Genomic DNA, 21,391 nt, shown 5'->3' with positions numbered 1-21,391 from the left:
CGATTAATCCTTTCCTACATGGAGAATTGCGAGGAAAGCCTCCTGCGGCACGTCGACACGGCCCAGGGACTTCATCCGCTTCTTGCCTTCTTTCTGCTTGTTCAGCAGCTTCTTCTTCCGGCTCACGTCACCGCCGTAGCACTTGGCAGTCACGTCCTTGCGCAGCGCCTTGACCGTGCTGCGGGCAATGATCTGGTTGCCGATAGAAGCCTGAATGGCGATATCAAACATCTGACGCGGGATCAGCTCACGCATCTTCTCCACCACCTGGCGACCGCGATACTGGGCGTTCTCCTTGTGGGTGATGATGGCCAGGGCATCGACGCGCTCACCGTTGATCATGATGTCCAGACGGACCATCTCGGAGGTTTCGAAACGCTTGAAACCATAATCCAGCGAGGCGTAACCACGGCTGGTGGATTTCAGGCGATCGAAGAAGTCGAGCACCACTTCCGCCATCGGGATTTCATACGTCAGTGCGACCTGGTTGCCGTGATAGACCATGTTGGTCTGCACGCCACGCTTCTCGATACAGAGGGTGATGACGTTGCCCATGTACTCCTGCGGCAACAGAATGTTGCACTCGGCGATAGGCTCACGCATCTCCTTGATGTTGTTGACCGGAGGCATGGCGGACGGGCTGTCAATATGGATGGTGTCGCCATTGTTCAGCTCAATCTCATAGACCACGGTCGGCGCAGTAGTAATGAGATCCAGATCGTATTCCCGCTCCAGACGCTCCTGAATGATCTCCATGTGCAGCATGCCGAGGAAGCCGCAACGGAAACCAAAGCCCAACGCGGTGGAACTCTCAGGTTCAAAGAACAGGGAGGCATCGTTCAGAGACAGTTTGTCGAGGGCATCACGGAACGACTCGTAGTCATCGCTGGAGATGGGGAACAGACCCGCATACACCTGCGGCTTCACCTTCTTGAAACCCGCCAGCGCTTTTTCGGCGCCGTTCTTGGCTTGAGTCAGGGTATCGCCCACAGGGGCACCGTGGATGTCTTTGATGCCGCAGACAACCCAACCTACCTCGCCACAGCCCAAGCCCTGAGTATCCACCTGCTTGGGCGTAAAGATACCGATACGATCGACACCCCACACCTGACCGGTGCTCATCACCTTGATCTTGTCGTTCTTCTTGAGGGAGCCGTTCTTGATCCGCACCAGAGAGACGACGCCCAGATAGGAGTCGAACCAGGAGTCGATGATCAGCGCCTGCAGCGGGGCATCCGGATCACCTTCCGGTGGCGGGATACGCGCTACGATCTCTTCCAGCACGAGATCAACACCCAGGCCAGTCTTGGCGGAGCAGCGCACCGCATCGATGGCGTCGATGCCGACGATGTCTTCGATCTCCTCGGCAACACGCTCGGGTTCTGCGGCCGGCAAATCAATCTTGTTCAGCACCGGCACCACTTCCAGCTCCATTTCCATGGCGGTGTAGCAGTTGGCCAGAGTCTGTGCCTCAACCCCCTGGCCGGCATCTACCACCAGCAGCGCCCCTTCACAGGCCGCCAATGAGCGGGAGACTTCGTAGGAGAAATCTACGTGGCCCGGGGTGTCGATAAAGTTCAGCTGGTAGGTGTTACCGTCTTGTGCCTGGTAGTTCAGGGTCACACTCTGTGCTTTGATGGTAATGCCGCGCTCGCGCTCCAGGTCCATGGAGTCAAGCACCTGAGCCTGCATCTCGCGGGAGGACAGGCCACCGCAAGTCTGGATCAGACGGTCCGACAGGGTCGATTTACCGTGGTCGATGTGCGCAATAATCGAAAAGTTACGAATGTGTTTCATCGAGCAAGAATCACTCAAAATTAGGTTAGGCCGAATATGGAGGCAGGATTTTACTGGATAACCAGGTCGACGGCCAATCTTTAGTCGACGGAGCACCAGAAATACAGGCCTGCACGGTCAGGAGAGGTTGCGGGTATGGAGTACCACACCCAGCATGCGAGGGCCATATGCCCCCTGATCGAGTCGCGTGGAAAAGTAACGAACCAGTGAAAATCCGATGAGCCCCCCCAGCAAGCAGCTGAGGATGGTGATCCCCTCCCCCCCCGCCAACAAGGGTGCCAACCAGAGCTGACCAAGCAGAGCGCCAGCCAGCAGACAGAACAGCGGCAATACATAAACCAAGGCGGCCCCCCGCAGGATACTCGCCTGGGGAATGCCGAGCCTCACTTGCTGGCCGACGCTCACCTCGGCGGTAAGGACAACCCGCAGCCGTTGCTGCTTCATCGGAAACGCCTTGGCAACCGTGCCGGTACCGCAGTTGGACTGTTGATGACAACCGCTGCAGGCGGAGCGCCGTTCGCACTCCACCCAAGCATATTGTCCATCAATGGCCACCACAGTCGCCAGCTCTTCGCTCATTTCACTCACAAGCCGTTTCCACAATAACAAGGGACAGATTGACCCAATCTGAACATGGCAGCCCTGCTTGAGCAAGCGGGAGTGCAAATACGACTACTGTACCGTCTCATTGCGGGCCAGAGGTTGCACCGACTCAGCGATGCGTTTCGCCGTTTCGGCCGGTACTTCGCCCACGACCGTGATCTCGACCCCCACGTCGTTGACGTAACTCACCAGCGAGGTCGCCCCTTGGCGGATCAGCTGCTGGCGCACCGCCTGCTTGGGATCGACCCTGGCCACATAGACCGAAAGATCCACCAGACCATCGGAGAGCATCATGTAATCTACCGGCAAGCTGGTGGTCACCAGCTGGTGCCTGTCCTGAGACAATACCTTGAAGCCATCCGGTAACCAGGTGAGATGCCAGTTCAGCGTCTGCTGCGGCGCCGGGTAGGCATCCTCCATCGCCAGCGCCTTGGGCAGTTTGCTACCCGCCAGCTTCACCAGCCAGGGCGCAGGGGCACTCTGCCTGTCCAGAGCCACGCCCAGCACCTGCTCGACCAGGTTGCCTTCCCGATCCACCATGTCCACCCGCAGCAACAGCTGGCTCTGCTCATCGACCCAGAGCACGAAGCCATACTTGTCCGCCTCTTTGGGCACCAGCCTGACCACCTGCGCCACCAGACCGGCTACCCGGCTGCGGCCGGCCAGCACGGGATCATAGCTTTCCAGCACCCGGGGCAGCGGCATCTTCACCAGAGTGGCCCAAACACCAGGGAAGCGGGCGCCCTTGAGGGTGTAAGGTTCGTGGCTGTTTTCAAAGAAGGTGAACTCGTCCTGGCGCTGCAGGTACTCTATGGTCTTGCCGTCCAGATAGCTCAGGTGAGCCACCTCCTTGCCATCGATCACCCCATGACTGAAACGTATGGGTTCGAGGCGCCCCTGACGGGCTTTGACCATGGATAATTCGAAATTCTGTTGCGAGACGGCACTCTGCATCTGCTGCAACAAGGCCTCGGCCGACTTATCGTCGGCCGAGGCCTTGGCACATATCAGCAGGAGAGAGGCCAGCAAAATACGGCTGGACTGGCGCACGATCTGCTCCCTAAAAATGCGTTATTCCTGAATCTGCTTGTCTTGCAGCAGACGCTGTTGCAACTGATGGTCACGCAGGAAGGCATTGATGCGCTCACGCTGCTCCTGCATCTGTTGCTCACTCAACCCTTGCTGGCGGGAGGTCGCCCGGTTGCTATCCTGGGGGTAGTGCACACTAACCGGTGAGGCACTGCCACCGACAGGAATAGTGTTGAGCACAGGATTGGTCGGCATGCCGTCATGCCCCTGATACTGCTGCACCCCGAAGATGACGGCGGCGGCGACCGACGCGGCGATGGCATACTGCCCCACCTGCTGACCGACCCGACGAAACAGCGGAACCACTTTGGCAGCGGTGTGAACCTGCGATGCTGTTGGCTTGCTCTCCACCGGCTTGGGCGCCAATATGGTGGGCTCGTCTTCCAGTGCAGCCATGATGCTGTCACTGAAATCCAGCTGCAGATTGACCGGCAGGTCCCCCCGCATGGCATCACCGATCAAGTGGTAACGAGACCAGGTATCTTGCAATGCCGGATCCATTTCCAGCTCGCTCAGAACCTCAACATCGCTCAAGTCACCATCCATCAGGGCCGAGAGTTGCTCTTTAGTTGCCATAAGTTAACCTGTCTTTCCCCAGTTAATTCTCGATCAGAGGTTTCAGCTTTTTATCGATTGCTTCCCTCGCCCGGAAAATACGGGATCTCACCGTACCGACAGGGCAATCCATGATTTCGGCAATCTCTTCATAGCTCAGCCCTTCGAGTTCACGAAGGGTGATGGCTGTCCTCAAGTCTTCAGGCAAAGCTTCTATGGCGGAAAACACTGTGCGCTTGATTTCGTCGGTCAGCGCCAGGTTTTCCGGTGTTGCCACCTCTTGCAAGGCTTCGCCACCACCATAGTATTCTGCCTCGTCCGCCTCTACATCACTGCTGGGCGGCCTGCGCCCCTGAGAGGTCAGATAATTTTTGGCCGTATTCACGGCGATTCGGTACAACCAGGTGTAAAACGCGCTCTCGCCACGGAATGTCGGCAACGCCCGGTAGGCTTTGATAAATGCCTCCTGCGCCACATCCGGCACATCGCCCGGATTGTTGACATACCTGGCAACCAGGTTGACCACTTTATGCTGGTATTTTTTTACCAACAGGTTGAATGCATTTTTATCGCCACGCTGGACCCGTTCAACCAGCTGTTCGTCCAGTAGATTCTGGTCGCTCATCAGAGCCGTAAAACCCCCATCAGGTTATCGTTTTTCTTTTCCGGCCCTTCCTAAGCGCACAAGTTCAGACAGGAGGAATCAGGGAAAGTTCGGTTGCATTGAAAAAAATGTGACGCAGGCTGCATCACTGCCCTCGCTTGGGCTACCATGGTGCCAGTTCTTAATCCAAGCCAATGATACTTATGAAAGCAAGTATTGAATACCTTTGCGATGTACTGATCATTGGCAGCGGTGCCGCTGGTCTATCCCTCGCGTTGCGGTTGGCAGACCAGGCCAAAGTCCTGGTTCTGAGCAAGGGTCCCATCAGTGAGGGGGCCACTTTGTATGCGCAAGGAGGCATCGCTGCCGTTTTCGACGAAACCGACAGCATCGAATCCCACGTGAGCGACACGCTCAACGCCGGGGCCGGGTTGTGTGACCCAGCCGTGGTGGAGTTCACCGCCCGTCACGCCCGCGAGTCCATCCAGTGGCTGATCCAACAGGGCGTTCCCTTCGATCAGGAGCAGGACGCCGAGGGTGAATCCCACTATCACCTGACCCGCGAAGGGGGCCACAGCCATCGCCGCATCTTCCACGCGGCCGATGCCACCGGCAAGGCGGTGCAGCTCACCCTGATCGATCAGGTGCGCTCCCACCCCAATATCCAGCTGATGGAGCGTTTCAACGCGGTCGACCTCATCACCACCCGCAAGCTGGGTCTGCCGGGCAACAAGGTGCTGGGCGCCTACGTCTGGAACCGCAACGCAGAGCAGGTCGAGGTGATCCGCGCCCGCTTCGTGGCGCTGGCCACCGGCGGCGCCTCCAAGGTATATCAATATACCTCCAACCCGGACGTGAGTTCGGGTGACGGTATCGCCATGGCATGGCGCGCCGGCTGCCGGGTGGCGAACCTGGAGTTCAACCAGTTCCACCCCACCAGCCTGTTCCACCCCGATGACCCCAACTTCCTGTTGACCGAGGCCCTGCGCGGGGAAGGCGCCTATCTGCGCCGTCCCGACGGTAGCCGCTTCATGCTGGAGTTTGACGAGCGAGCCGAGCTGGCCCCGCGGGACATAGTCGCCCGCGCCATCGACCACGAGATGAAACGCCTTGGTGCCGACTGCATGTATCTGGACATCAGCCACAAGCCGGCGGATTTCATCATCAAGCACTTCCCGACCATCCATGAACGCTGCCTCGCAGTCGGCATCGACATCACCAAAGAACCGATGCCCATCGTCCCGGCTGCTCACTACACCTGTGGCGGCGTAATGATAGACAATAATGGCCAGACCGACATTCCCGGTCTCTATGCCATCGGTGAAGTCACCTATACAGGGCTGCACGGCGCCAACCGCATGGCCTCCAACTCCCTGCTCGAGTGCGTGGTCTATGCCCATCAGGCGGGGGCCGACATCATGGCCAAGCTGCCAATGAGCATTGAACCACCCCATCTGCCCGCCTGGGATGAGAGCAAGGTGGATAACTCGGACGAGCAGGTCGTTATCCAGCACAACTGGCACGAGCTACGGCTGATGATGTGGGACTATGTAGGCATAGTGCGTACCAACAAACGCCTGGCCCGCGCCAAACGCCGCATTGATCTGCTCAAGCAGGAGGTGCAGGAGTACTACGCCAACTTCCGGGTCTCCAACAACTTGCTGGAGCTGCGCAACCTGCTGCAAGTGGCCGAGCTCATCGTCAACTGCGCCTTGCAGCGCAAGGAGTCCCGTGGCCTGCACTACAACCTGGATTATCCAGACATGCAGCCAGACTCCAAACCCACGGTACTGACGCCGGATCGGGAGTAATCACCCGTTAGCCGTCACCCAAATGACCTCGCCCCGGCGGGGTCATTTGCTATGGGGGATAAGGGTCAAAACGGGCGGTACGATTAACGGGCGGGCGGGCTTAGCCGGATGGCGCGGGACAGCGCCCTATAGTGTTCCGGCGCGAGCGCATCGGAGAAAAGCCAGAGGCGCGCATCGGGCCTGTCGTTTGCCACCAGTTGCAGCCAGAGTGCCCCGGGCAAGATGCGGCTGCGCGTCCCCAGCTGGTAGCTATTGCCCTGCCACTCCAGCCACTGCCCATCCCACACCAGCGTACCGGCATTGCGACGGGAGAGGCGCCAGGCCAGCCAGCCCCCCGTCAGCCAGCAGGGCAACCAGAGTGCCCACTGCCAGCCATGGATCAGACTGGCCACAGGCCACCACAACAGCAGAAACAGGATCAGCAGCAGAACACGCTGCTGCCGGGAGAGAATGACGGGCATGACCACCCGCATCGGGGATCAGCTCAAGCTGTCGTGGCGCGCCTGATTGCGCTCCAGGATCAGGGGGATCATGGCGGCAAAGGCGGGGTCAGCCGGAACACCGTGGCCCATGCACCATTTGAACAGGTCCGGGTCATCGCTCTCCAGCAAACGAATGAAGGTCTGCTGCTGTTCATCGCTCAGGCTATCGAACTCGTGTTCAAAGAACGGCATAAAGATCACATCCAGCTCGAGCATGCCACGACGGCAGGCCCACTTCAGGCGGGATTTTTCAATTGGGCTCAACATGGCACTCTCCTTACAAAGACCTGTGGATGGTAACAGCTGGATTTTCCGGCTGACAAACATTCCTTACGTCTTTACCATGCAGGTCACATACTTTCTGTCTCTGGAATACCATCGTGAGCCTGCAAACGCCTGTTTTTCCTGCCGAGCCAACCCTTTTCTCCCTGACCGATCTGGCCATCACCAGCCTGACCGGTGCGGATCGCGTCAAATATCTGCAAGGCCAGGTCACCTGCGACGTCAACGCCCTGCAACCGGGCCAGAGTACGCTGGGCGGCCACTGCGATGCCAAAGGCAAGCTGTGGGGCGATTTTCGTCTGCTCTGCCTGAGCGATCGCCTGCTGCTGCTGACCAAACCCTCTGTGCTGGCCCGCCAATTGCCGGAGCTCAAGAAGTTTGCGGTGTTTGCCAAGGTAGAGTTCGCCGAGAACCATGGTCAGGCGGTCGGTGTGGCTGGCCAGGGCACGGATGAGTGGATGGCGGCCCGATTTGCCACGTCAAAAACCGGCCTGATCGACAATGGGATGGCGGTGCAGATCGAAGCGGATCGCTGGCTGCTGGTGAGCGATCAGCCGTTGGCGCTGGACCTGCCTGCCGGCCGTGAATCACTCTGGTGGGGGCTGGATATCAAGGCTGGTATCCCGCATCTGGAAGCGGTACATCAGGGGGAATACATACCCCAGATGCTGAATCTGCAGGCGCTGGAGGGGATCAGCTTTACCAAGGGCTGCTACATGGGGCAGGAGACGGTGGCCCGCGCCAAGTATCGCGGTGCCAACAACCGCGCCCTGTTCGTGCTGGCCGGCACCGCCAGCGAGCCCGTCGCCTGTGGCGATGCCCTGGAGATCCAGCTCGGTGACAACTGGCGGCGCAGCGGCATGGTGCTCAACGTCTGGCAACAGGCAGGCCATGTCTTGATCACGGCCGTGCTGCCCAAAGACACAGAGGCCAATGCCCGGTTCCGTCTCAAGCAGCAAGAGGGCTCCAGCCTTGCTCTGCAAGCCCTGCCCTACTCGCTGACCGAGTAAGGTCGGCTAACGAGGCACCCGCGCCAGCAGTGCCTCCTTGAGCCAGCGCCCCGCCTGCCCGAGCGGGCGGGCGCGATGCCACTGCAACTCCAGCTCCAGTTCGGCCTTGGCGATAAAATCCGGGTTGAGCACCACCACCTCCCCCCGCGCCAGCGGCCGATGCAGCAGAAAATCGGGGATCGCCGCCCACCCCAGCCCCAGCTTGACCAGCTCCAGAATGCCGAGATCCCCCTCGACCCACCACACCTGCGCCGAGAGGCGGAAGCGGTGGCGCTCTGTGCCCTCCCGCCGTCCCGTCACCATCAGCTGGCGGGCCCCTTGCAGATCGCTCTCTCGCAGCGGCGTTCTGTGGGCCAGTGGATGATCCGGGGAGACCACCAGCGGCATGCCGACGGATCCCAGCGAACGGGAGGCTATCTCCCGCTCCGGCTGTGCCTTCTGGTAGCTGATGCCAAGCTGGGCCCGACCGCTTTTGAGCAGCTCGGTCACATCCTCCATCAGGGGAAACAGCAGCTCCAGTTCAACGCCCGGGTAACGGGTGGCGAACTCTTCCAACAGAGAGCCGAGCCAGGGCAGGTGGGAATCATCGTCGATAGCCAGGGTGAGCCGCGACTCTATGCCTGCGGCCAGCTCCCCGGCAATCGCCTGCAATCGCTCGCTTTGGGCCAGCAAGATGCTGGCTTCCTGGTGGATGCGGGTGCCCGCCTCCGTCAGCACGGGATAGCGGGCCGAGCGATCAAACAGCGCCAGCCCAAGATCTATCTCCAGGTTGGCGATGGCGGTGCTGACCACGGACTGCGACTTGCCCAGCTTGCGGGCCGCCGCCGAGAAGGAGCCCGTCTCTGCCGCCGCCAGCAGCGCCTTGAGTTGTTCCAGCGAGGGGTTCATCCAGTTGCTCCTGTCATGACCTGACCGCACACCAATCCATCTGTTTTAACGATAGATACTAACGTGAACCTATCAGAAATTCGCGATAAATTGGCCACCATCGACACTCAGAAACAGATAGAGAGACAGACCATGCGTAATACCCGTGATCGCCTGCGCCACGCCATTGGCTTTGAACTGATTGGTCTGCTGATCGCGGCCCCCCTGGCAAGCTGGATCACTGGCGTAGGACTCCACCATATGGGACCGCTGGCATTGTTCTTCTCGGTGCTCGCCACCGTCTGGAACTACGTCTACAACATCGGGGTCGACAAGCTGTTGCTGAAGTATCAGGGCCATACCCACAAGACCCTGTGGCAGCGGGTGCTGCACACCTTCGGCTTTGAGGGCGGTCTGCTGATCGTCGCGCTGCCGGTCATGTCCTGGTGGCTGAGCGTCAGTATGCTGGAAGCGCTGGTGCTGGATCTGGGCTTCGTGCTGTTTTACCTGGTCTACGCCTTCATCTACAACTGGAGCTATGACAAGGTGTTCCCGATACCGGGTCAGGTGCAGCAGAACGCACTGGGTTAAGCGACAGGAAAACAGGGCAGGAACAACGAGGCACCATCATGCGACTGGCATGATGGTGCTGGAGGAGGGCAAGCCAGTCGGGCCTGCCGCAGCGCTCAGGCTTGCGCCTTCAGCGCTTCGGTCGGGACATCCGCCTCGGCCGACTCCTGGGTCAGCATGGCCTCAAGGTCGCTCTGGTACTGGTTCAGCAGGCGCTGGGCAGCCACCATGTCACCCTTGTGCAGACGCTCGAACAGATGGTGTTGCACCACGCCGTTGAGATACTCCACCGTGACGGGTTGCTCCAGGGCAGCCAGCAGCTCCTCTTTTTCCAGTTCGGCATTGATTTCATCGGCACTGGTACGCAGCAGACCGGCCAGTTGCACCAACATACGGCGCTCACCTTCGCGCAACAGGCTCAACATGCGGTTTCTCTGCTGCTCATTCTGTTGGGTCATACATTTCCTTACGTCGAATGGGAACAAGCCCGCTCATTCTGCCCTGTCCGTTTGACAGCGTCTATCTCATGCCCCCCACTTATTTGCATGTCGAGCCGATAAAGGCCGTCAGATGCTATTTGCCCCGTCGCTAGGTATAGTAGCCACTGGTTTACGGGCGCCTGACCGCCCCGCACAGACGAGAAATTTCACCATGACAGATGCCATTCTGGTGCTGTGCACCTGCCCGGATGAGGCCAGTGCCGACCTCATCAGCGAACACCTGCTGAACCAGCGGCTGGCGGCCTGCATCAATCAGCTGCCCGGTCTCACCTCCGTCTATCGCTGGCAGGGGAAGATAGAACGGGCACGGGAGATCCAGCTCATCATCAAGTCGCGGGCCTCCCTGTTCGAACTCTTGCGCCTATGCATCCTCAGCCATCACCCCTATGAGGTGCCGGAGATCCTGGCACTCCCGACAAGCCAGGGCCATCAGCCCTATCTCGACTGGTTAACACAGGAAACCTCATGACACTGTCTCGCCTCCTCTCCCCCCTGCTTGTGCTCTCTGCTCTGCTGCTGTCCACGCTGAGTGCGACGCCGGTTCAGGCCGGCAGTGACAGTCTGCTGAGCGCCCTCGGCATCGAGGCCAACGCCCAGCCCAAGTTTCTGAAAGCCGACGACGCCTTCGTCCTCGAGAGTGAACAGCAGGGCAACCAGTTGCTGCTGACCCTGCGCATCGCCGATGACTACTACCTCTACCGCCACAGCTTCCGCTTCCAGGGCGAGAACCTCGCCTTCAGCGAACCCGTCTTGCCCGCAGGGACCGAGCATCAGGATGACTTCTTCGGCAAGACCCGGGTCTACTACCGGGAGGTGCAGATCCCCGTCACCCTGACCGAGGCGGGCCAGCAAGCCAGCCTCACCGTCAGCTATCAGGGCTGCACCGACGGTCTCTGCTACCCGCCCACCGACAAGCAGATTGCGGTGCAGCCCCTTGTGGCCAGCACCCACGATGTCGCGCAGACCAGCATGGATGAAGCCGCCAGCCCCCCTGCCAGCAGCCAGCAGGATCAGCTGGCCGCCGCCCTCGGCAGCCAGGGATTCTGGCTCAGCATCGCCGTCTTCTTCGCGCTGGGGCTGGGGCTTGCCTTCACCCCCTGCGTCTTCCCCATGTACCCCATACTGACCGGCATCATAGCCGGGGCGGGTCATCGTCTCTCCACCCGCCGCGCCTTCCTGCTCTCCTTCGTCTATGTGCAAGGGATGGCGGTGACCTATACCCTGCTCGGACTGGTGGTAGCGTCGGCGGGCTTGAAATTCCAGGCGGCGCTGCAGCACCCCTATGTGCTGATCGGGCTCTCCGTCATGTTCGTGCTGCTGGCACTCTCCATGTTCGGGCTCTACACCCTGCAACTGCCGAGCAGCCTGCAAACCCGGCTGTCCGGCCTCTCCAACCGCCAGCAGGGTGGCTCGCTACCCGGGGTCGGCATCATGGGGATGATCTCCGGCCTGGTCTGCTCCCCTTGCACCACGGCGCCGCTCTCGGGGGCGCTGATCTACGTGGCCCAGAGCGGCGATCTCTGGCTCGGCGGTGCGGCTCTCTATGCCCTGTCGCTGGGGATGGGGCTGCCGCTGCTGCTGCTCGGCACCTCGGGCGGCAAGCTGCTGCCCAAGGCCGGCGCCTGGATGGATATGATCAAACAACTCTTTGGCTTTGCGCTGCTGGCGGTGCCCATACTGCTGCTGTCACGGCTGTGGAGCGATCAGATTGCCGCTCTGGTATGGCTGGGCTGGGGATTGCTACTGTGCGGCTATCTCTATCACCACAACCAGCATCAGAGTCACTCCGTGGGTCGCAGCCTGCGCGGCTTCGTACTCTTGCTAGTGATGATCAGTGCCGTGGTGGTGGGCAAGGACCTGCTGCTGCCCGAACCCGGCGTCAAGGCCAGCTCCGAGGCCCAGGCGCCCCAGTTTATCCGTATCAAGACCCAGGATGATCTCAAGGTGCAGCTGGCCGCCGCCCGCGGCAAGCCGGTGCTGCTGGACCTCTATGCCGACTGGTGCGTGGCCTGCAAGGAGTTCGAACACAAGACCTTTAGCGACCCGGCAGTGCGCGAACGCTTCGGCCAGATGGTGCTGCTGCAGGCGGACGTCACCGCCAACGACGATGCCGATGTGGAACTGCTCAACGGCCTCAACGTGCTGGGGCTGCCGACCCTGATCTTCTTCGATCGCGCTGGCAACGAAGTGAGCGGTCAGCGGGTGACGGGCTTTATGGGGCCGGCCGAGTTTTTGGGTCAGCTCGACAAGTTGCGCTGAAAACAGCTGGCCCGGCCTCACGCCCGGGCCCAACGGTTAACCGCTGATTTTTCTGGCAATCCCTTGTATATGATCGGCAGCGTGGCAAAATTTGCCCCTTCCCGTCTCGCATCGTCCGGAGTTTTGATGAAAAAGTGGTTCATCCCCCTGCTGGCCCTCTGGCTATCTGGTTGTTACGCAGGTCCCGGTGAAGAGGCGATCCAGACCCAGGTGACCGCCAAACTCCAGTCTGACACAGACGACTATCTGTTCGAGATCAGTGACTTTGCCATTCTCGGCAAAGAAGAGCGGATGGAGGGGGTCTATCTGATCAAGGTGAGCTACCAGCTCCATTTCAAGCAAGGGCTGGATCAGTTGCGGGTGCAGCATGACGAGGACCTGGTCTATGACAGGGTCGGCCCCTTCCAGCAGGAGATGGGGCTGATGGAGCTGGAGCGCAAATACGGCGAGTTCGACGCGGGCCAGGTACTGCCCCAGCAGACCGACGTCTGGATGATGAAAACCGAACTGGGCTGGCGCCTGGCTGAGCCCGCTCACTAAACACCTATCCACCGGCCAAGGCTGCGTCTCTTAAGCTGTTTTTCTCGCCCCTTACAGCAGATCCTTCATCCGGTGCCACAACATGCCCAGTGCCAACAGCGGGGAGCGCAGCGCCGGGCCGCCCGGGAAGGTCATGTGGGGCACGCTGGCAAAGAGATCGAAACCCCGGCTCTCACCCTTGATCGCCTCGGCCACCAGCTTGCCCGCCATGTGGGTGGCGTTGAGACCGTGACCAGAATAGGCCTGGGCGTAGAGCACGTTGGGATATTCCTTCAAGCGGCCAATCTGCGGCAGCCGATTAGCGCCGATCCCGATCATGCCGCCCCATTGAAACTCAATGGCGGTACCGGCCAGCTCGGGGAAGACCCGCAGCAGCTTGGGCAACATGAACGCCTTGATATCCTTGGGATCCCTTCCTGAGTAGTTGCAAGCACCGCCAAACAGCAGGCGCCCGTCGGCGGAGAGACGATAGTAGTCGAGCGCCACGTTCTGATCACACACCGCCATGTTTTGCGGCAGCAGACGCTGACGCAGCCGTTTTTCCAGCACTTCAGTGGCGAGAATATAGGAGCCGGCTGGCAGCACCCGGCCCCCCAGTTCGGGATTGAGGTCATTGAGGTAGGCGTTGCAACCGATAACCAGATAATCGGCAGTGACCCGACCGTGAGCTGTGGTCACCTCGACCCGTTTGCCGTAGTCGATATGGGTCACTCTGGAGTGTTCAAACAGGGAGACCCCGAGGCTGGCAGCGGCACGCGCCTCACCCAGCGCCAGATTGAGGGGATGCAGGTGGCCAGAGCCCATGTCGATCATGCCGCCGATATAGCGATCAGACCCGACCACTGTGTGGATCTCCTCCCGTGGCACCAGCGTGATCTCGTGCTGATAGCCAAGGCCGGCCAGATGCGCCGCCTCCTCTTCAAACCCGGCCAGATGACGCTGGCGGGTTGCCAGATCGCAGTAGCCCCAGGTGAGGTCGCAGTCGATGTTGAAGTGCTCGATGCGCTCTCGCACCAGCTGTACCGCCTCCAGCCCCATCAGGTCGAGCTCGCGTACCCCTTGCTCGCCGATCCAGCGGGCAAACTGGCCGGTGTCGTGGCCTATGCCACGAATGAGCTGACCACCGTTGCGGCCAGACGCCCCCCAGCCGATGCGGTTCGCCTCCAGCAGGACCACCTTGTAGCCCGCCTGTGCCAGGTTGATGGCGGTGTTGAGGCCAGTGAAGCCGCCACCTATGATGCAGACGTCGGCATTGAGCTCACCGCTGAGCTCGGGCCACTGTTGATTGTCGTTGCGGGTGGCCGCGTAATAGGAGGCCACGTGTTCCTGATGTCCGTTGTGCTTTCCTGTCTGCATACTCAGCATCCTGCCTTGGTAGCCCGACCTGCCCTCGATAATACCCAGCCCCCTACCCCCAATCTAGCCTCCGTGGATCACAGAAATGGAAAAGGCGTACCAAAGGACACCGTTTACTGCATTCTCGGTTTGAGGAAGGCCATCGAGAGGCCCATTCCCCCAGATACAACAGACACAGGAAAGGAGGTATCTGCTGCAATCAGGGCCCTTACAAACACGAAAGGCGCCCCGAGGGGCGCCTTTGCAAGCAATCAAGATACGGTAACGAATTACAGTACGTTAATGGCGTTCAGGTCGGAGAAGGCTTTCTCCAGACGAGCGATCATGGCAGTCTGACCTTCACGCAGCCATACGCGCGGATCGTAGAACTTCTTGTTAGGCTTGTCAGCGCCTTCCGGGTTGCCCAGCTGGCCTTGCAGGTAAGCTTCGTTCTTCTGGTAGAACTTCAGCACGCCTTCCCAGGTTGCCCACTGGGTGTCGGTGTCGATGTTCATCTTCACGACGCCGTAGGAGATGGACTCGCGGATCTCTTCCAGAGTGGAACCTGAACCACCGTGGAATACGAAGTCCAGAGACTTGGCAGGCAGACCAAACTTCTCGGAAACGTGCTTCTGGGAAGCGTCCAGGATGGACGGGGTCAGCTTGACGTTACCCGGCTTGTATACACCGTGTACGTTACCGAAGGAGGCAGCGATGGTGAAACGCGGGCTGATCTTGGACAGACGCTCGTAAGCGTAAGCAACATCTTCCGGCTGGGTGTACAGGGAAGATTGATCCAGGTGGCTGTTGTCCACGCCATCTTCTTCGCCACCGGTGCAACCCAGTTCCAGCTCCAGAGTCATGTTCATCTTGGCCATGCGGGTCAGGTACTCGCAGCAGATGTCGATGTTCTCTTCCAGAGACTCTTCGGACAGATCCAGCATGTGGGAGGAGAACAGCGGCTTGCCGGTTTCAGCAAAGTGCTTCTCGCCCGCTTCCAGCAGACCGTCGATCCACGGCAGCAGCTTCTTGGCAGCGTGGTCGGAGTGCAGGATAACCGGAATGCCATAGGCTTCGGCAACGGCGTGAACGTGCTTGGCACCGGAGATGGCACCGATGATGGCAGCCTTATGACCTTCCATCTTCAGACCCTTGCCGGCGGTGAATACGGCACCACCGTTGGAGAACTGAACGATAACCGGCGCCTTGACCTTGGCAGCAGCTTCCAGCACGGCGTTAACGGAGTCGGTACCAACGCAGTTGACGGCCGGCAGAGCGAAGCCGTTCTCTTTGGCGATGGCGAATACTTTCTGAACGTCATCACCAGTGATCACGCCGGGTTTTACGAAGTCGAAAATTTTCTTAGACATGTTTAATCGTCCTGTTCTCGTATGCCGTTAATAAAAAATGGGGGGTTCATCATGAACCGGCACAGCGGCCACATGATAAACGAAACGGGAGGCTTTTGCCCCCCGTCTCGGGTCAATTAGGCTTTGGCGCGCTGTTCAAGCATCGCAACAGCCGGCAGTACCTTGCCTTCTACAAACTCCAGGAAGGCGCCGCCGCCAGTGGAGATGTAGGAGACTTTGTCGGCGATGCCAAACTTGTCGATGGCGGCCAGGGTGTCACCACCGCCAGCGATAGAGAAAGCCGGAGAAGCAGCGATGGCCTCGGCAATCACCTTGGTGCCTGCGGAGAACTGATCGAACTCGAACACGCCAACCGGGCCATTCCACAAAATGGTCTTGGCGTTCATGATGATGTCGGCCAGGGCCTTGGCAGAGTCAGGGCCGATGTCGAAGATCATGTCGCCGTCGGTCACGTCGGAGACGGACTTGATGGTGGCCGGAGTAGACTCGGAGAACTCGGTACCCACGACCACGTCGGTGGTGACCGGAATGTTGGTCTCGGCGGCCAGTTTCTTGGCGGTGTCGAGCAGGTCGTGTTCACACAGGGACTTGCCGACGTTGTGACCGGCAGCAGCGATGAAGGTGTTGGCGATGCCACCACCGACCACCAGCTGGTCTGCGATCTTGGAGAGGGACTCCAGCACGGTCAGCTTGGTGGAGACCTTGGAGCCGCCCACGATGGCAACCATCGGGCGCTCGGGCTTGAGCATGGCTTTGCCCAAGGCTTCCAGCTCACCGGCCAGCAGCGGACCAGCACAGGCGATCGGGGCAAATTGAGCCACACCGTAGGTAGAACCTTCGGCGCGGTGAGCAGTACCGAATGCATCCATTACAAAGACGTCACACAGGGAGGCGTATTTTTTGGCCAGCTCTTCGGTGTTCTTCTTCTCGCCTTTGTTGAAACGGCAGTTTTCCAGCACAACCAGCTCACCGGCAGCGACGTCTACGCCATCCAGGTAATCCTTGGCCAGGCGGACCGGGCAGGACAGTGCGTCTTTCAGATAGTTGACTACCGGAGCCAGGGAGAACTCTTCGTTGTATTCACCCTCGGTCGGACGACCCAGGTGGGAGGTGATCATCAGCTTGGCGCCCTTTTCCAGAGCCAGCTTGATGGTCGGCAGCGTCGCCACGATACGTGCGTCGGAAGTGACCTTGCCGTCTTTTACCGGCACGTTCAGGTCAGCACGGATCAGCACGCGTTTACCCGCCAGATCCAGGTCGGTCATCTTGATAACAGACATATTCAGTCCTCTATATTTTCAGGTAATGTTAAAAACAGTAACCTTGTGCCCGGTGCAGGCTCTCAGCCTGCGGCCATCATGGCCCGGGTGGTATCCAGCATACGGTTGGCGAAGCCCCATTCGTTATCGCACCACATCAACATCTTGACGAGGTTGGCATCGCTCACCCGGGTCTGGGTACCATCAATGATGCAGGAGTGCGCATCATGATTAAAGTCTACGGAGACCAATGGCTCTTCCGTGTAATCCAGAATACCGCTTAATGTACCTCTGGATGCCCGTTGCAGAGCTTGATTTACGTCAGTAACCGTCACTTTTTTACGAACAGTAATACTGAGATCCATTGCCGTTACGTTGATGGTCGGCACCCGTACCGCGATCGCCTCGAACTTGCCGGCGAAGTGGGGGAGGATTCGCTCCAACCCCTTTGCCAGCTTGGTGTCCACCGGGATGATGGACTGGCTGGCAGCACGGGTTCGACGCAAGTCACTGTGGTAGGCATCGATGACTTGCTGATCATGCATGGCCGAATGAATTGTCGTAATAGTACCACAATTTATCTCGAACTCTCGATGCAATGTTTCTATGACGGGCACCACGCAGTTGGTGGTACAGGAGGCGTTGGAGACGATCCGCTCCCGCCCCGTCAGCACCTGATGGTTCACCCCGTAGACGATGGTCGCATCCACATCCGCATCAGCCGGATGGGAGAAAAGCACCTTGCCCGCCCCCGCCGCCAGATGGCGTTTGGCATCGGCCCGCGAGCCAAATACCCCGGTGCAGTCCAGTACCACATCCACCCCCAACGCCCGCCACGGCAGGCTGGCCGGATCCCGCTCGGCAAACAGGGGGATGAGATCCTCCCCCACCAGCATGCTGCTGCCAGCCAGCTGCACTGGATACCGGAAGCGGCCGTGGCTGGTATCGAAACGGGTGAGGTGCACCATGGCTTCGGGCGCCGCCAGTTCGTTGATGGCAACGATCTTGATGGTCTTGTCGCGCCCGCTTTCATAGAGGGCTCGCAACACGTTGCGGCCAATCCGCCCGTAACCATTGATGGCAATCTTGATCATGGAAAAAGTGTGTCCTTAGCGACGGCAAAGAGGGCCGATGGATGGCTCACGACAGCAGGGCATCCTGGAATACGCCACGAGCCAGCAGGGCAGCCCCGAATACCCCGGCGCTATCCCCCAGAGCTGGAGCAATAATGGGGGTGGCGAAGCGGGGATTAAAGAGGAAGGGCAAAATTGTCTGCCGCCCGGCGCTGTAAAGGCTCTGCACGTTGCCGACCCCGCCGCCGATGACGATGACATCCGGATCCAGAATGTTGACCACGTTGGCCAGCGCCTGACCAAACAGCAGGTGCAGTCGGTCGAGGGTAAGCCTGGCCACATGATCGTGGGCGCTGGCCGCCGCAATCTGGGCCAGCGACAGATGACGCTTGGCCTTGGCCTGATACCAGGCCTCCAGCGCGGGGCCGCTGATGAAGGACTCGACGCAGCCGCGCTTGCCGCAATAGCACTCGGGCCCATCGGGGGAGAGCACATTGTGGCCCCACTCACCGGCGATGCCGTGGTGGCCATTGAGGATCTGGCCATTGATGACGATGCCGGAACCGACCCCGGTGCCCATGATGATGCCGAACACCACGCGTGCAGAGGGATGGTGCTGGCGCACTGCCCCGAGATGGGTCTCCGCCAGGGCGAAGCAGTTGGCGTCGTTGGCAATCAGCACAGGCATACCCAGTTTAAGCTCCAGATCTTCCTTGAACGGCTTGCCGTTGAGCTCTGTGGTGTTGCAGTTCTTCATCAGGCCGGTCTGGGGATCCCGCGCCCCCGGGGTGCCCATGCCCAGCACGGTCGGCCGCTGACCCAGCTTGGTGGCGCACTCGTCCACCAGTTTGGCGATCTGGCCGATCATGTGCTGATAGCCGCCCTGGCGCTCGGTGGGGATGCGGTGGCGCAGCAGCACCTCGTCGCCATCCAGCACCACGCATTCACACTTGGTACCACCGAGATCTATGCCCCAATCCAGTGATTTCTTGCTCATCTTGCCTCCTGCCATGACCAAGGATGCTGCCGCGAGGACGCTAGCTGTCCGCCTCACCTGCGACCGCTCATCTTGCTCTTCATTTACCCGCGAGTGTGGCGCAGTGTAACCCGAGCCGGGGCCGGGATGCAGCCCCAAACCACGGCAGGCCGGATAACAAAACGGGGCCCGCAGGCCCCGTTCTCATTGTGCTTTTTACCGGTCTCAGCGACCGTGGTACTGAGCCGACAGCTCGTGCACCGCATTGACGAACACGCCTGCGTGCTCCGGATCCACGTCCTGATGGATGCCGTGACCCAGGTTGAAGACGTGGCCGTTGCCGCTGCCAAAGCCCGCCAGTATGGTGGCAACCTCTTCACGGATACGCGCTGGCGCGGCGTAGAGCATGGAAGGATCCATGTTGCCCTGCAGTGCCACCTTGTCACCGACCCGGCGCTTGGCGTCTGCTATGTCTATGGTCCAGTCCAGCCCCAGCGCATCGCAACCGGTGGCGGCGATCTGCTCCAGCCACTGGCCGCCGTTCTTGGTGAACAGGGTCACCGGCACGCGGCGCCCCTCATTTTCACGGATCAGGCCATCGACGATCTTGTGCATGTACTGCAGGGAGAAATCGCGGTAATCCCGTGGCGTCAGCACGCCGCCCCAGGTGTCGAACACCATGACCGACTGTGCACCCGCCTTGATCTGGGCATTGAGATAGGCGATGACGCTGTCGGCCAGCTTGTCCAGCAGCAAGTGCAGTGTCTGCGGCTCGGCGTACATCATCTGCTTGATCTTGGTGAAGGCCTTGGAGCTGCCCCCCTCCACCATGTAGGTGGCCAGGGTCCAGGGACTGCCGGAGAAGCCGATGAGCGGCACCTCGCCCTTCAGCTCGCGGCGTATGGTGCGCACCGCATTCATCACGTAACCCAGCTCGTCTTCCGGATCCGGAATGGGCAGCGCCTGCACATCGGCCATGGATTTGATGGGACGCTCGAAGCGCGGGCCTTCGCCGTGTTCGAAGTAGAGACCCAGCCCCATGGCATCGGGCACGGTCAGGATGTCGGAGAAGAGAATGGCGGCATCGAGCGGATAGCGGCGCAGCGGCTGCAGGGTGACTTCACAGGCCAGTTCGGCGTTGCGGCACAGGGACATGAAGTCCCCCGCGACGGCGCGGGTCGCCTTGTATTCCGGCAGATAACGGCCAGCCTGGCGCATCATCCATACCGGGGTCATGTCCACTTCCTGGCGCAGCAGGGCACGCAGGTATCGATCGTTCTTCAGCTCTTTCATCCCAGTTCCTGAGTTCATATCACGCATAAAATGGCGGATATGATACCACTTTGTGCGTGACGCGGGGCGGCCCAAACGCCCGCCATGGCGCTTCAAGTGCAAAGATGTGAAGGGGCGCAAACAAGCGCCCTGTTTTTTATCGCCGTCAGTGCACTTCGCTCAGACTCTGCTCGATGAGCCGCCGCGCTATGGTGCCGTGCGGGGGCAGCCGTGGCAGCCGGTCTGCCTCAAAGAAATCGGCGGCCACCAACTCCTCATCCTGCACCCGGATCTCGCCGCTCTCATAGTCGGCGGTGAAGCCCATCATCAGGTTGTGGGGGAAGGGCCAGGGCTGGCTCGCCACGTAGCGCACGTTGTGCACCCGGATGCCACTCTCCTCAAACACCTCCCGCGCCACACACTGCTCCAGGTTCTCACCCGCCTCCACGAAGCCGGCCAGCACGGTATACATGGGGTCATCCGCCTGATAGTGACGGCGATGGGCCGCCAGCAGGATCGCTGGCCCCTTGCGCACCGCCACTATGATGCAGGGGGAGATGCGCGGGTAGACGACGTGACCATGCTGGCACATCTGCGCCCACTCCCCGCTCTTGGGCGCCATGGGGGCACCGCACTCGCCGCAGAAGCGATGGCTGCGGCGGAAGGTGGCCAGCTGCCAGGCTCGGCCCCCAAGACGAAAGCCCTCTTCATCGCCGGCCACCATCAGTTGGCGCAGCGGCATGAGCCGACTGGTGTCGGCCTCAGCACCCAGCGCCAGCAGATAGCAGGGCAAACCGCCCCACTCATCAAAATGCTCAAAGGTGGCGCGTTGCAGATGAGCGGGCAGGCTGGCGCGAGGGCCTTGTGGAATGCGCCCCTGTTCATCCAGCAGGACGAGGTGATCGCCCCCCAGCACGAACCAGCGGGCCTGTTCAGTTAATGGCATCAGATGAACACTCTTGTTGCGATGTCAGATGAGAATGGCTTGCACGGCATGATGCACCGGACGCGGCCCGGTGAAAAGTGACGAGTCGCGACCATATTACGACCGCTTGGGCCCGCTGGCGACCCCAAGATGGCAGCCCCGGGGGCAAGAGACGACCAATAGAAAGGCCGCCCGCAGGCGGCCTCAAGGTG

Annotated in this window: 22 protein-coding genes; 6 read left to right on the top strand and 16 right to left on the bottom strand. The window is 60.2% G+C overall.

Going from position 1 to position 21,391, the window contains the following annotated elements:
• Nucleotides 1-3: 3 nt before the first annotated feature.
• From lepA to rpoE, 5 genes are all read right to left on the bottom strand, one after another.
• The gene (gene lepA / locus GWQ22_RS05900; protein WP_042033777.1) at nt 4-1,797 is read right to left on the bottom strand and encodes a translation elongation factor 4; all 1,794 of its coding nucleotides are present in this window, start codon (nt 1,795-1,797) and stop codon (nt 4-6) included.
• A 117-nt stretch (nt 1,798-1,914) separates the two neighbouring features.
• A complete protein-coding gene (locus tag GWQ22_RS05895) occupies nt 1,915-2,376 on the bottom strand; it encodes a SoxR reducing system RseC family protein (protein WP_042033778.1) in 462 nt (153 codons plus the stop codon).
• Nucleotides 2,377-2,469: 93 nt separating this feature from the next.
• Nucleotides 2,470-3,450: a MucB/RseB C-terminal domain-containing protein gene (locus tag GWQ22_RS05890; RefSeq protein WP_042033779.1), complete on the bottom strand. Its 981-nt coding sequence runs from the start codon at nt 3,448-3,450 to the stop codon at nt 2,470-2,472.
• Nucleotides 3,451-3,471: 21 nt separating this feature from the next.
• Nucleotides 3,472-4,065, bottom strand: a complete 594-nt coding sequence (locus GWQ22_RS05885) for an RseA family anti-sigma factor (protein WP_108535565.1) — start codon at nt 4,063-4,065, stop codon at nt 3,472-3,474.
• 22 nt (nt 4,066-4,087) lie between these two features.
• Nucleotides 4,088-4,669: an RNA polymerase sigma factor RpoE gene (rpoE, locus tag GWQ22_RS05880; protein WP_042033782.1), complete on the bottom strand. Its 582-nt coding sequence runs from the start codon at nt 4,667-4,669 to the stop codon at nt 4,088-4,090.
• 182 nt (nt 4,670-4,851) lie between these two features.
• On the opposite strand from rpoE, the gene nadB reads away from it, so the two are divergent.
• Complete coding sequence (nadB, locus tag GWQ22_RS05875; RefSeq protein ID WP_042033783.1) at nt 4,852-6,459, top strand: L-aspartate oxidase; 1,608 nt, start codon at nt 4,852-4,854, stop codon at nt 6,457-6,459.
• A gap of 83 nt (nt 6,460-6,542) precedes the next feature.
• Here the strand turns inward: nadB and GWQ22_RS05870 are convergent, their stop codons facing one another.
• Both GWQ22_RS05870 and sdhE read right to left on the bottom strand, forming a co-directional pair.
• Nucleotides 6,543-6,920 (bottom strand): protein YgfX, encoded by a 378-nt coding sequence (locus GWQ22_RS05870; protein ID WP_275929736.1) that lies wholly within the window; start codon nt 6,918-6,920, stop codon nt 6,543-6,545.
• 18 nt (nt 6,921-6,938) lie between these two features.
• A complete protein-coding gene (gene sdhE / locus GWQ22_RS05865; protein ID WP_042033786.1) occupies nt 6,939-7,208 on the bottom strand; it encodes an FAD assembly factor SdhE in 270 nt (89 codons plus the stop codon).
• A gap of 113 nt (nt 7,209-7,321) precedes the next feature.
• On the opposite strand from sdhE, the gene ygfZ reads away from it, so the two are divergent.
• A complete protein-coding gene (ygfZ, locus tag GWQ22_RS05860) occupies nt 7,322-8,233 on the top strand; it encodes a tRNA-modifying protein YgfZ (protein ID WP_275929735.1) in 912 nt (303 codons plus the stop codon).
• Between the two features lie 6 nt (nt 8,234-8,239).
• Here the strand turns inward: ygfZ and GWQ22_RS05855 are convergent, their stop codons facing one another.
• The gene (locus tag GWQ22_RS05855; protein ID WP_275929734.1) at nt 8,240-9,121 is read right to left on the bottom strand and encodes a LysR family transcriptional regulator; all 882 of its coding nucleotides are present in this window, start codon (nt 9,119-9,121) and stop codon (nt 8,240-8,242) included.
• A gap of 132 nt (nt 9,122-9,253) precedes the next feature.
• Between GWQ22_RS05855 and GWQ22_RS05850 the strand changes: the two genes are divergently transcribed.
• Entirely contained in the window at nt 9,254-9,691 is a 438-nt protein-coding gene (locus GWQ22_RS05850; RefSeq protein WP_042033790.1) for a PACE efflux transporter, read from the top strand.
• A 95-nt stretch (nt 9,692-9,786) separates the two neighbouring features.
• Here the strand turns inward: GWQ22_RS05850 and GWQ22_RS05845 are convergent, their stop codons facing one another.
• Nucleotides 9,787-10,128 carry a hypothetical protein gene (locus tag GWQ22_RS05845; protein ID WP_181364635.1) on the bottom strand — a complete coding sequence of 114 codons (342 nt, stop codon included), beginning with the start codon at nt 10,126-10,128 and terminating at the stop codon, nt 9,787-9,789.
• A 193-nt stretch (nt 10,129-10,321) separates the two neighbouring features.
• On the opposite strand from GWQ22_RS05845, the gene cutA reads away from it, so the two are divergent.
• The 3 genes from cutA (at nt 10,322) to GWQ22_RS05830 (ending at nt 12,969) form a co-directional block, all read left to right on the top strand.
• Nucleotides 10,322-10,639 (top strand): divalent-cation tolerance protein CutA, encoded by a 318-nt coding sequence (cutA, locus tag GWQ22_RS05840; protein WP_042033792.1) that lies wholly within the window; start codon nt 10,322-10,324, stop codon nt 10,637-10,639.
• The gene (locus tag GWQ22_RS05835) at nt 10,636-12,429 is read left to right on the top strand and encodes a protein-disulfide reductase DsbD (RefSeq protein WP_275929733.1); all 1,794 of its coding nucleotides are present in this window, start codon (nt 10,636-10,638) and stop codon (nt 12,427-12,429) included. Before cutA ends, GWQ22_RS05835 begins: the two co-directional genes overlap by 4 nt.
• Nucleotides 12,430-12,555: 126 nt before the next feature.
• Nucleotides 12,556-12,969 (top strand): hypothetical protein, encoded by a 414-nt coding sequence (locus GWQ22_RS05830; protein WP_275929732.1) that lies wholly within the window; start codon nt 12,556-12,558, stop codon nt 12,967-12,969.
• A gap of 51 nt (nt 12,970-13,020) precedes the next feature.
• Here the strand turns inward: GWQ22_RS05830 and GWQ22_RS05825 are convergent, their stop codons facing one another.
• The 7 genes from GWQ22_RS05825 to nudC form a co-directional block, all read right to left on the bottom strand.
• Nucleotides 13,021-14,325 carry an FAD-binding oxidoreductase gene (locus GWQ22_RS05825; protein ID WP_275929731.1) on the bottom strand — a complete coding sequence of 435 codons (1,305 nt, stop codon included), beginning with the start codon at nt 14,323-14,325 and terminating at the stop codon, nt 13,021-13,023.
• A 269-nt stretch (nt 14,326-14,594) separates the two neighbouring features.
• Nucleotides 14,595-15,674: a class II fructose-bisphosphate aldolase gene (gene fbaA, locus GWQ22_RS05820; RefSeq protein WP_275929730.1), complete on the bottom strand. Its 1,080-nt coding sequence runs from the start codon at nt 15,672-15,674 to the stop codon at nt 14,595-14,597.
• A 116-nt stretch (nt 15,675-15,790) separates the two neighbouring features.
• Nucleotides 15,791-16,954, bottom strand: a complete 1,164-nt coding sequence (locus GWQ22_RS05815) for a phosphoglycerate kinase (RefSeq protein WP_275929729.1) — start codon at nt 16,952-16,954, stop codon at nt 15,791-15,793.
• Nucleotides 16,955-17,016: 62 nt separating this feature from the next.
• A complete protein-coding gene (gene epd / locus GWQ22_RS05810) occupies nt 17,017-18,027 on the bottom strand; it encodes an erythrose-4-phosphate dehydrogenase (RefSeq protein ID WP_275929728.1) in 1,011 nt (336 codons plus the stop codon).
• Between the two features lie 46 nt (nt 18,028-18,073).
• Nucleotides 18,074-19,003, bottom strand: a complete 930-nt coding sequence (locus GWQ22_RS05805; RefSeq protein WP_275929727.1) for an ROK family protein — start codon at nt 19,001-19,003, stop codon at nt 18,074-18,076.
• 204 nt (nt 19,004-19,207) lie between these two features.
• A complete protein-coding gene (gene hemE, locus GWQ22_RS05800; protein ID WP_275929726.1) occupies nt 19,208-20,275 on the bottom strand; it encodes a uroporphyrinogen decarboxylase in 1,068 nt (355 codons plus the stop codon).
• Nucleotides 20,276-20,420: 145 nt separating this feature from the next.
• Nucleotides 20,421-21,200 (bottom strand): NAD(+) diphosphatase, encoded by a 780-nt coding sequence (gene nudC, locus GWQ22_RS05795; RefSeq protein ID WP_275929725.1) that lies wholly within the window; start codon nt 21,198-21,200, stop codon nt 20,421-20,423.
• Nucleotides 21,201-21,391 lie beyond the last annotated feature (191 nt).

The sequence above is a fragment of the Aeromonas sp. 1HA1 genome, from assembly GCF_029237385.1.
GTDB classification, from domain to species: domain Bacteria; phylum Pseudomonadota; class Gammaproteobacteria; order Enterobacterales; family Aeromonadaceae; genus Aeromonas; species Aeromonas popoffii.
Note: the sequence above shows the minus strand (reverse complement) of the source record. Positions and strands in the feature narration are given on the sequence as shown.

Bases quoted from the DNA above. Each gene is read 5' to 3' on its own strand.
- GWQ22_RS05895 (WP_042033778.1), bottom strand. From the start codon at position 2,376: ATGAGCGAAGAGCTGGCGACTGTGGTGGCCATTGATGGACAATATGCT.
- GWQ22_RS05855 (WP_275929734.1), bottom strand. From the start codon at position 9,121: ATGAACCCCTCGCTGGAACAACTCAAGGCGCTGCTGGCGGCGGCAGAG.
- GWQ22_RS05850 (WP_042033790.1), top strand. From the start codon at position 9,254: ATGCGTAATACCCGTGATCGCCTGCGCCACGCCATTGGCTTTGAACTG.
- GWQ22_RS05885 (WP_108535565.1), bottom strand. From the start codon at position 4,065: ATGGCAACTAAAGAGCAACTCTCGGCCCTGATGGATGGTGACTTGAGC.
- cutA (WP_042033792.1), top strand. From the start codon at position 10,322: ATGACAGATGCCATTCTGGTGCTGTGCACCTGCCCGGATGAGGCCAGT.
- nadB (WP_042033783.1), top strand. From the start codon at position 4,852: ATGAAAGCAAGTATTGAATACCTTTGCGATGTACTGATCATTGGCAGC.
- lepA (WP_042033777.1), bottom strand. From the start codon at position 1,797: ATGAAACACATTCGTAACTTTTCGATTATTGCGCACATCGACCACGGT.
- GWQ22_RS05835 (WP_275929733.1), top strand. From the start codon at position 10,636: ATGACACTGTCTCGCCTCCTCTCCCCCCTGCTTGTGCTCTCTGCTCTG.
- GWQ22_RS05870 (WP_275929736.1), bottom strand. From the start codon at position 6,920: ATGCCCGTCATTCTCTCCCGGCAGCAGCGTGTTCTGCTGCTGATCCTG.
- GWQ22_RS05815 (WP_275929729.1), bottom strand. From the start codon at position 16,954: ATGTCTGTTATCAAGATGACCGACCTGGATCTGGCGGGTAAACGCGTG.
- epd (WP_275929728.1), bottom strand. From the start codon at position 18,027: ATGATCAAGATTGCCATCAATGGTTACGGGCGGATTGGCCGCAACGTG.
- GWQ22_RS05805 (WP_275929727.1), bottom strand. From the start codon at position 19,003: ATGAGCAAGAAATCACTGGATTGGGGCATAGATCTCGGTGGTACCAAG.
- GWQ22_RS05845 (WP_181364635.1), bottom strand. From the start codon at position 10,128: ATGACCCAACAGAATGAGCAGCAGAGAAACCGCATGTTGAGCCTGTTG.
- nudC (WP_275929725.1), bottom strand. From the start codon at position 21,200: ATGCCATTAACTGAACAGGCCCGCTGGTTCGTGCTGGGGGGCGATCAC.
- sdhE (WP_042033786.1), bottom strand. From the start codon at position 7,208: ATGTTGAGCCCAATTGAAAAATCCCGCCTGAAGTGGGCCTGCCGTCGT.
- rpoE (WP_042033782.1), bottom strand. From the start codon at position 4,669: ATGAGCGACCAGAATCTACTGGACGAACAGCTGGTTGAACGGGTCCAG.
- fbaA (WP_275929730.1), bottom strand. From the start codon at position 15,674: ATGTCTAAGAAAATTTTCGACTTCGTAAAACCCGGCGTGATCACTGGT.
- hemE (WP_275929726.1), bottom strand. From the start codon at position 20,275: ATGAAAGAGCTGAAGAACGATCGATACCTGCGTGCCCTGCTGCGCCAG.
- GWQ22_RS05825 (WP_275929731.1), bottom strand. From the start codon at position 14,325: ATGCAGACAGGAAAGCACAACGGACATCAGGAACACGTGGCCTCCTAT.
- GWQ22_RS05830 (WP_275929732.1), top strand. From the start codon at position 12,556: ATGAAAAAGTGGTTCATCCCCCTGCTGGCCCTCTGGCTATCTGGTTGT.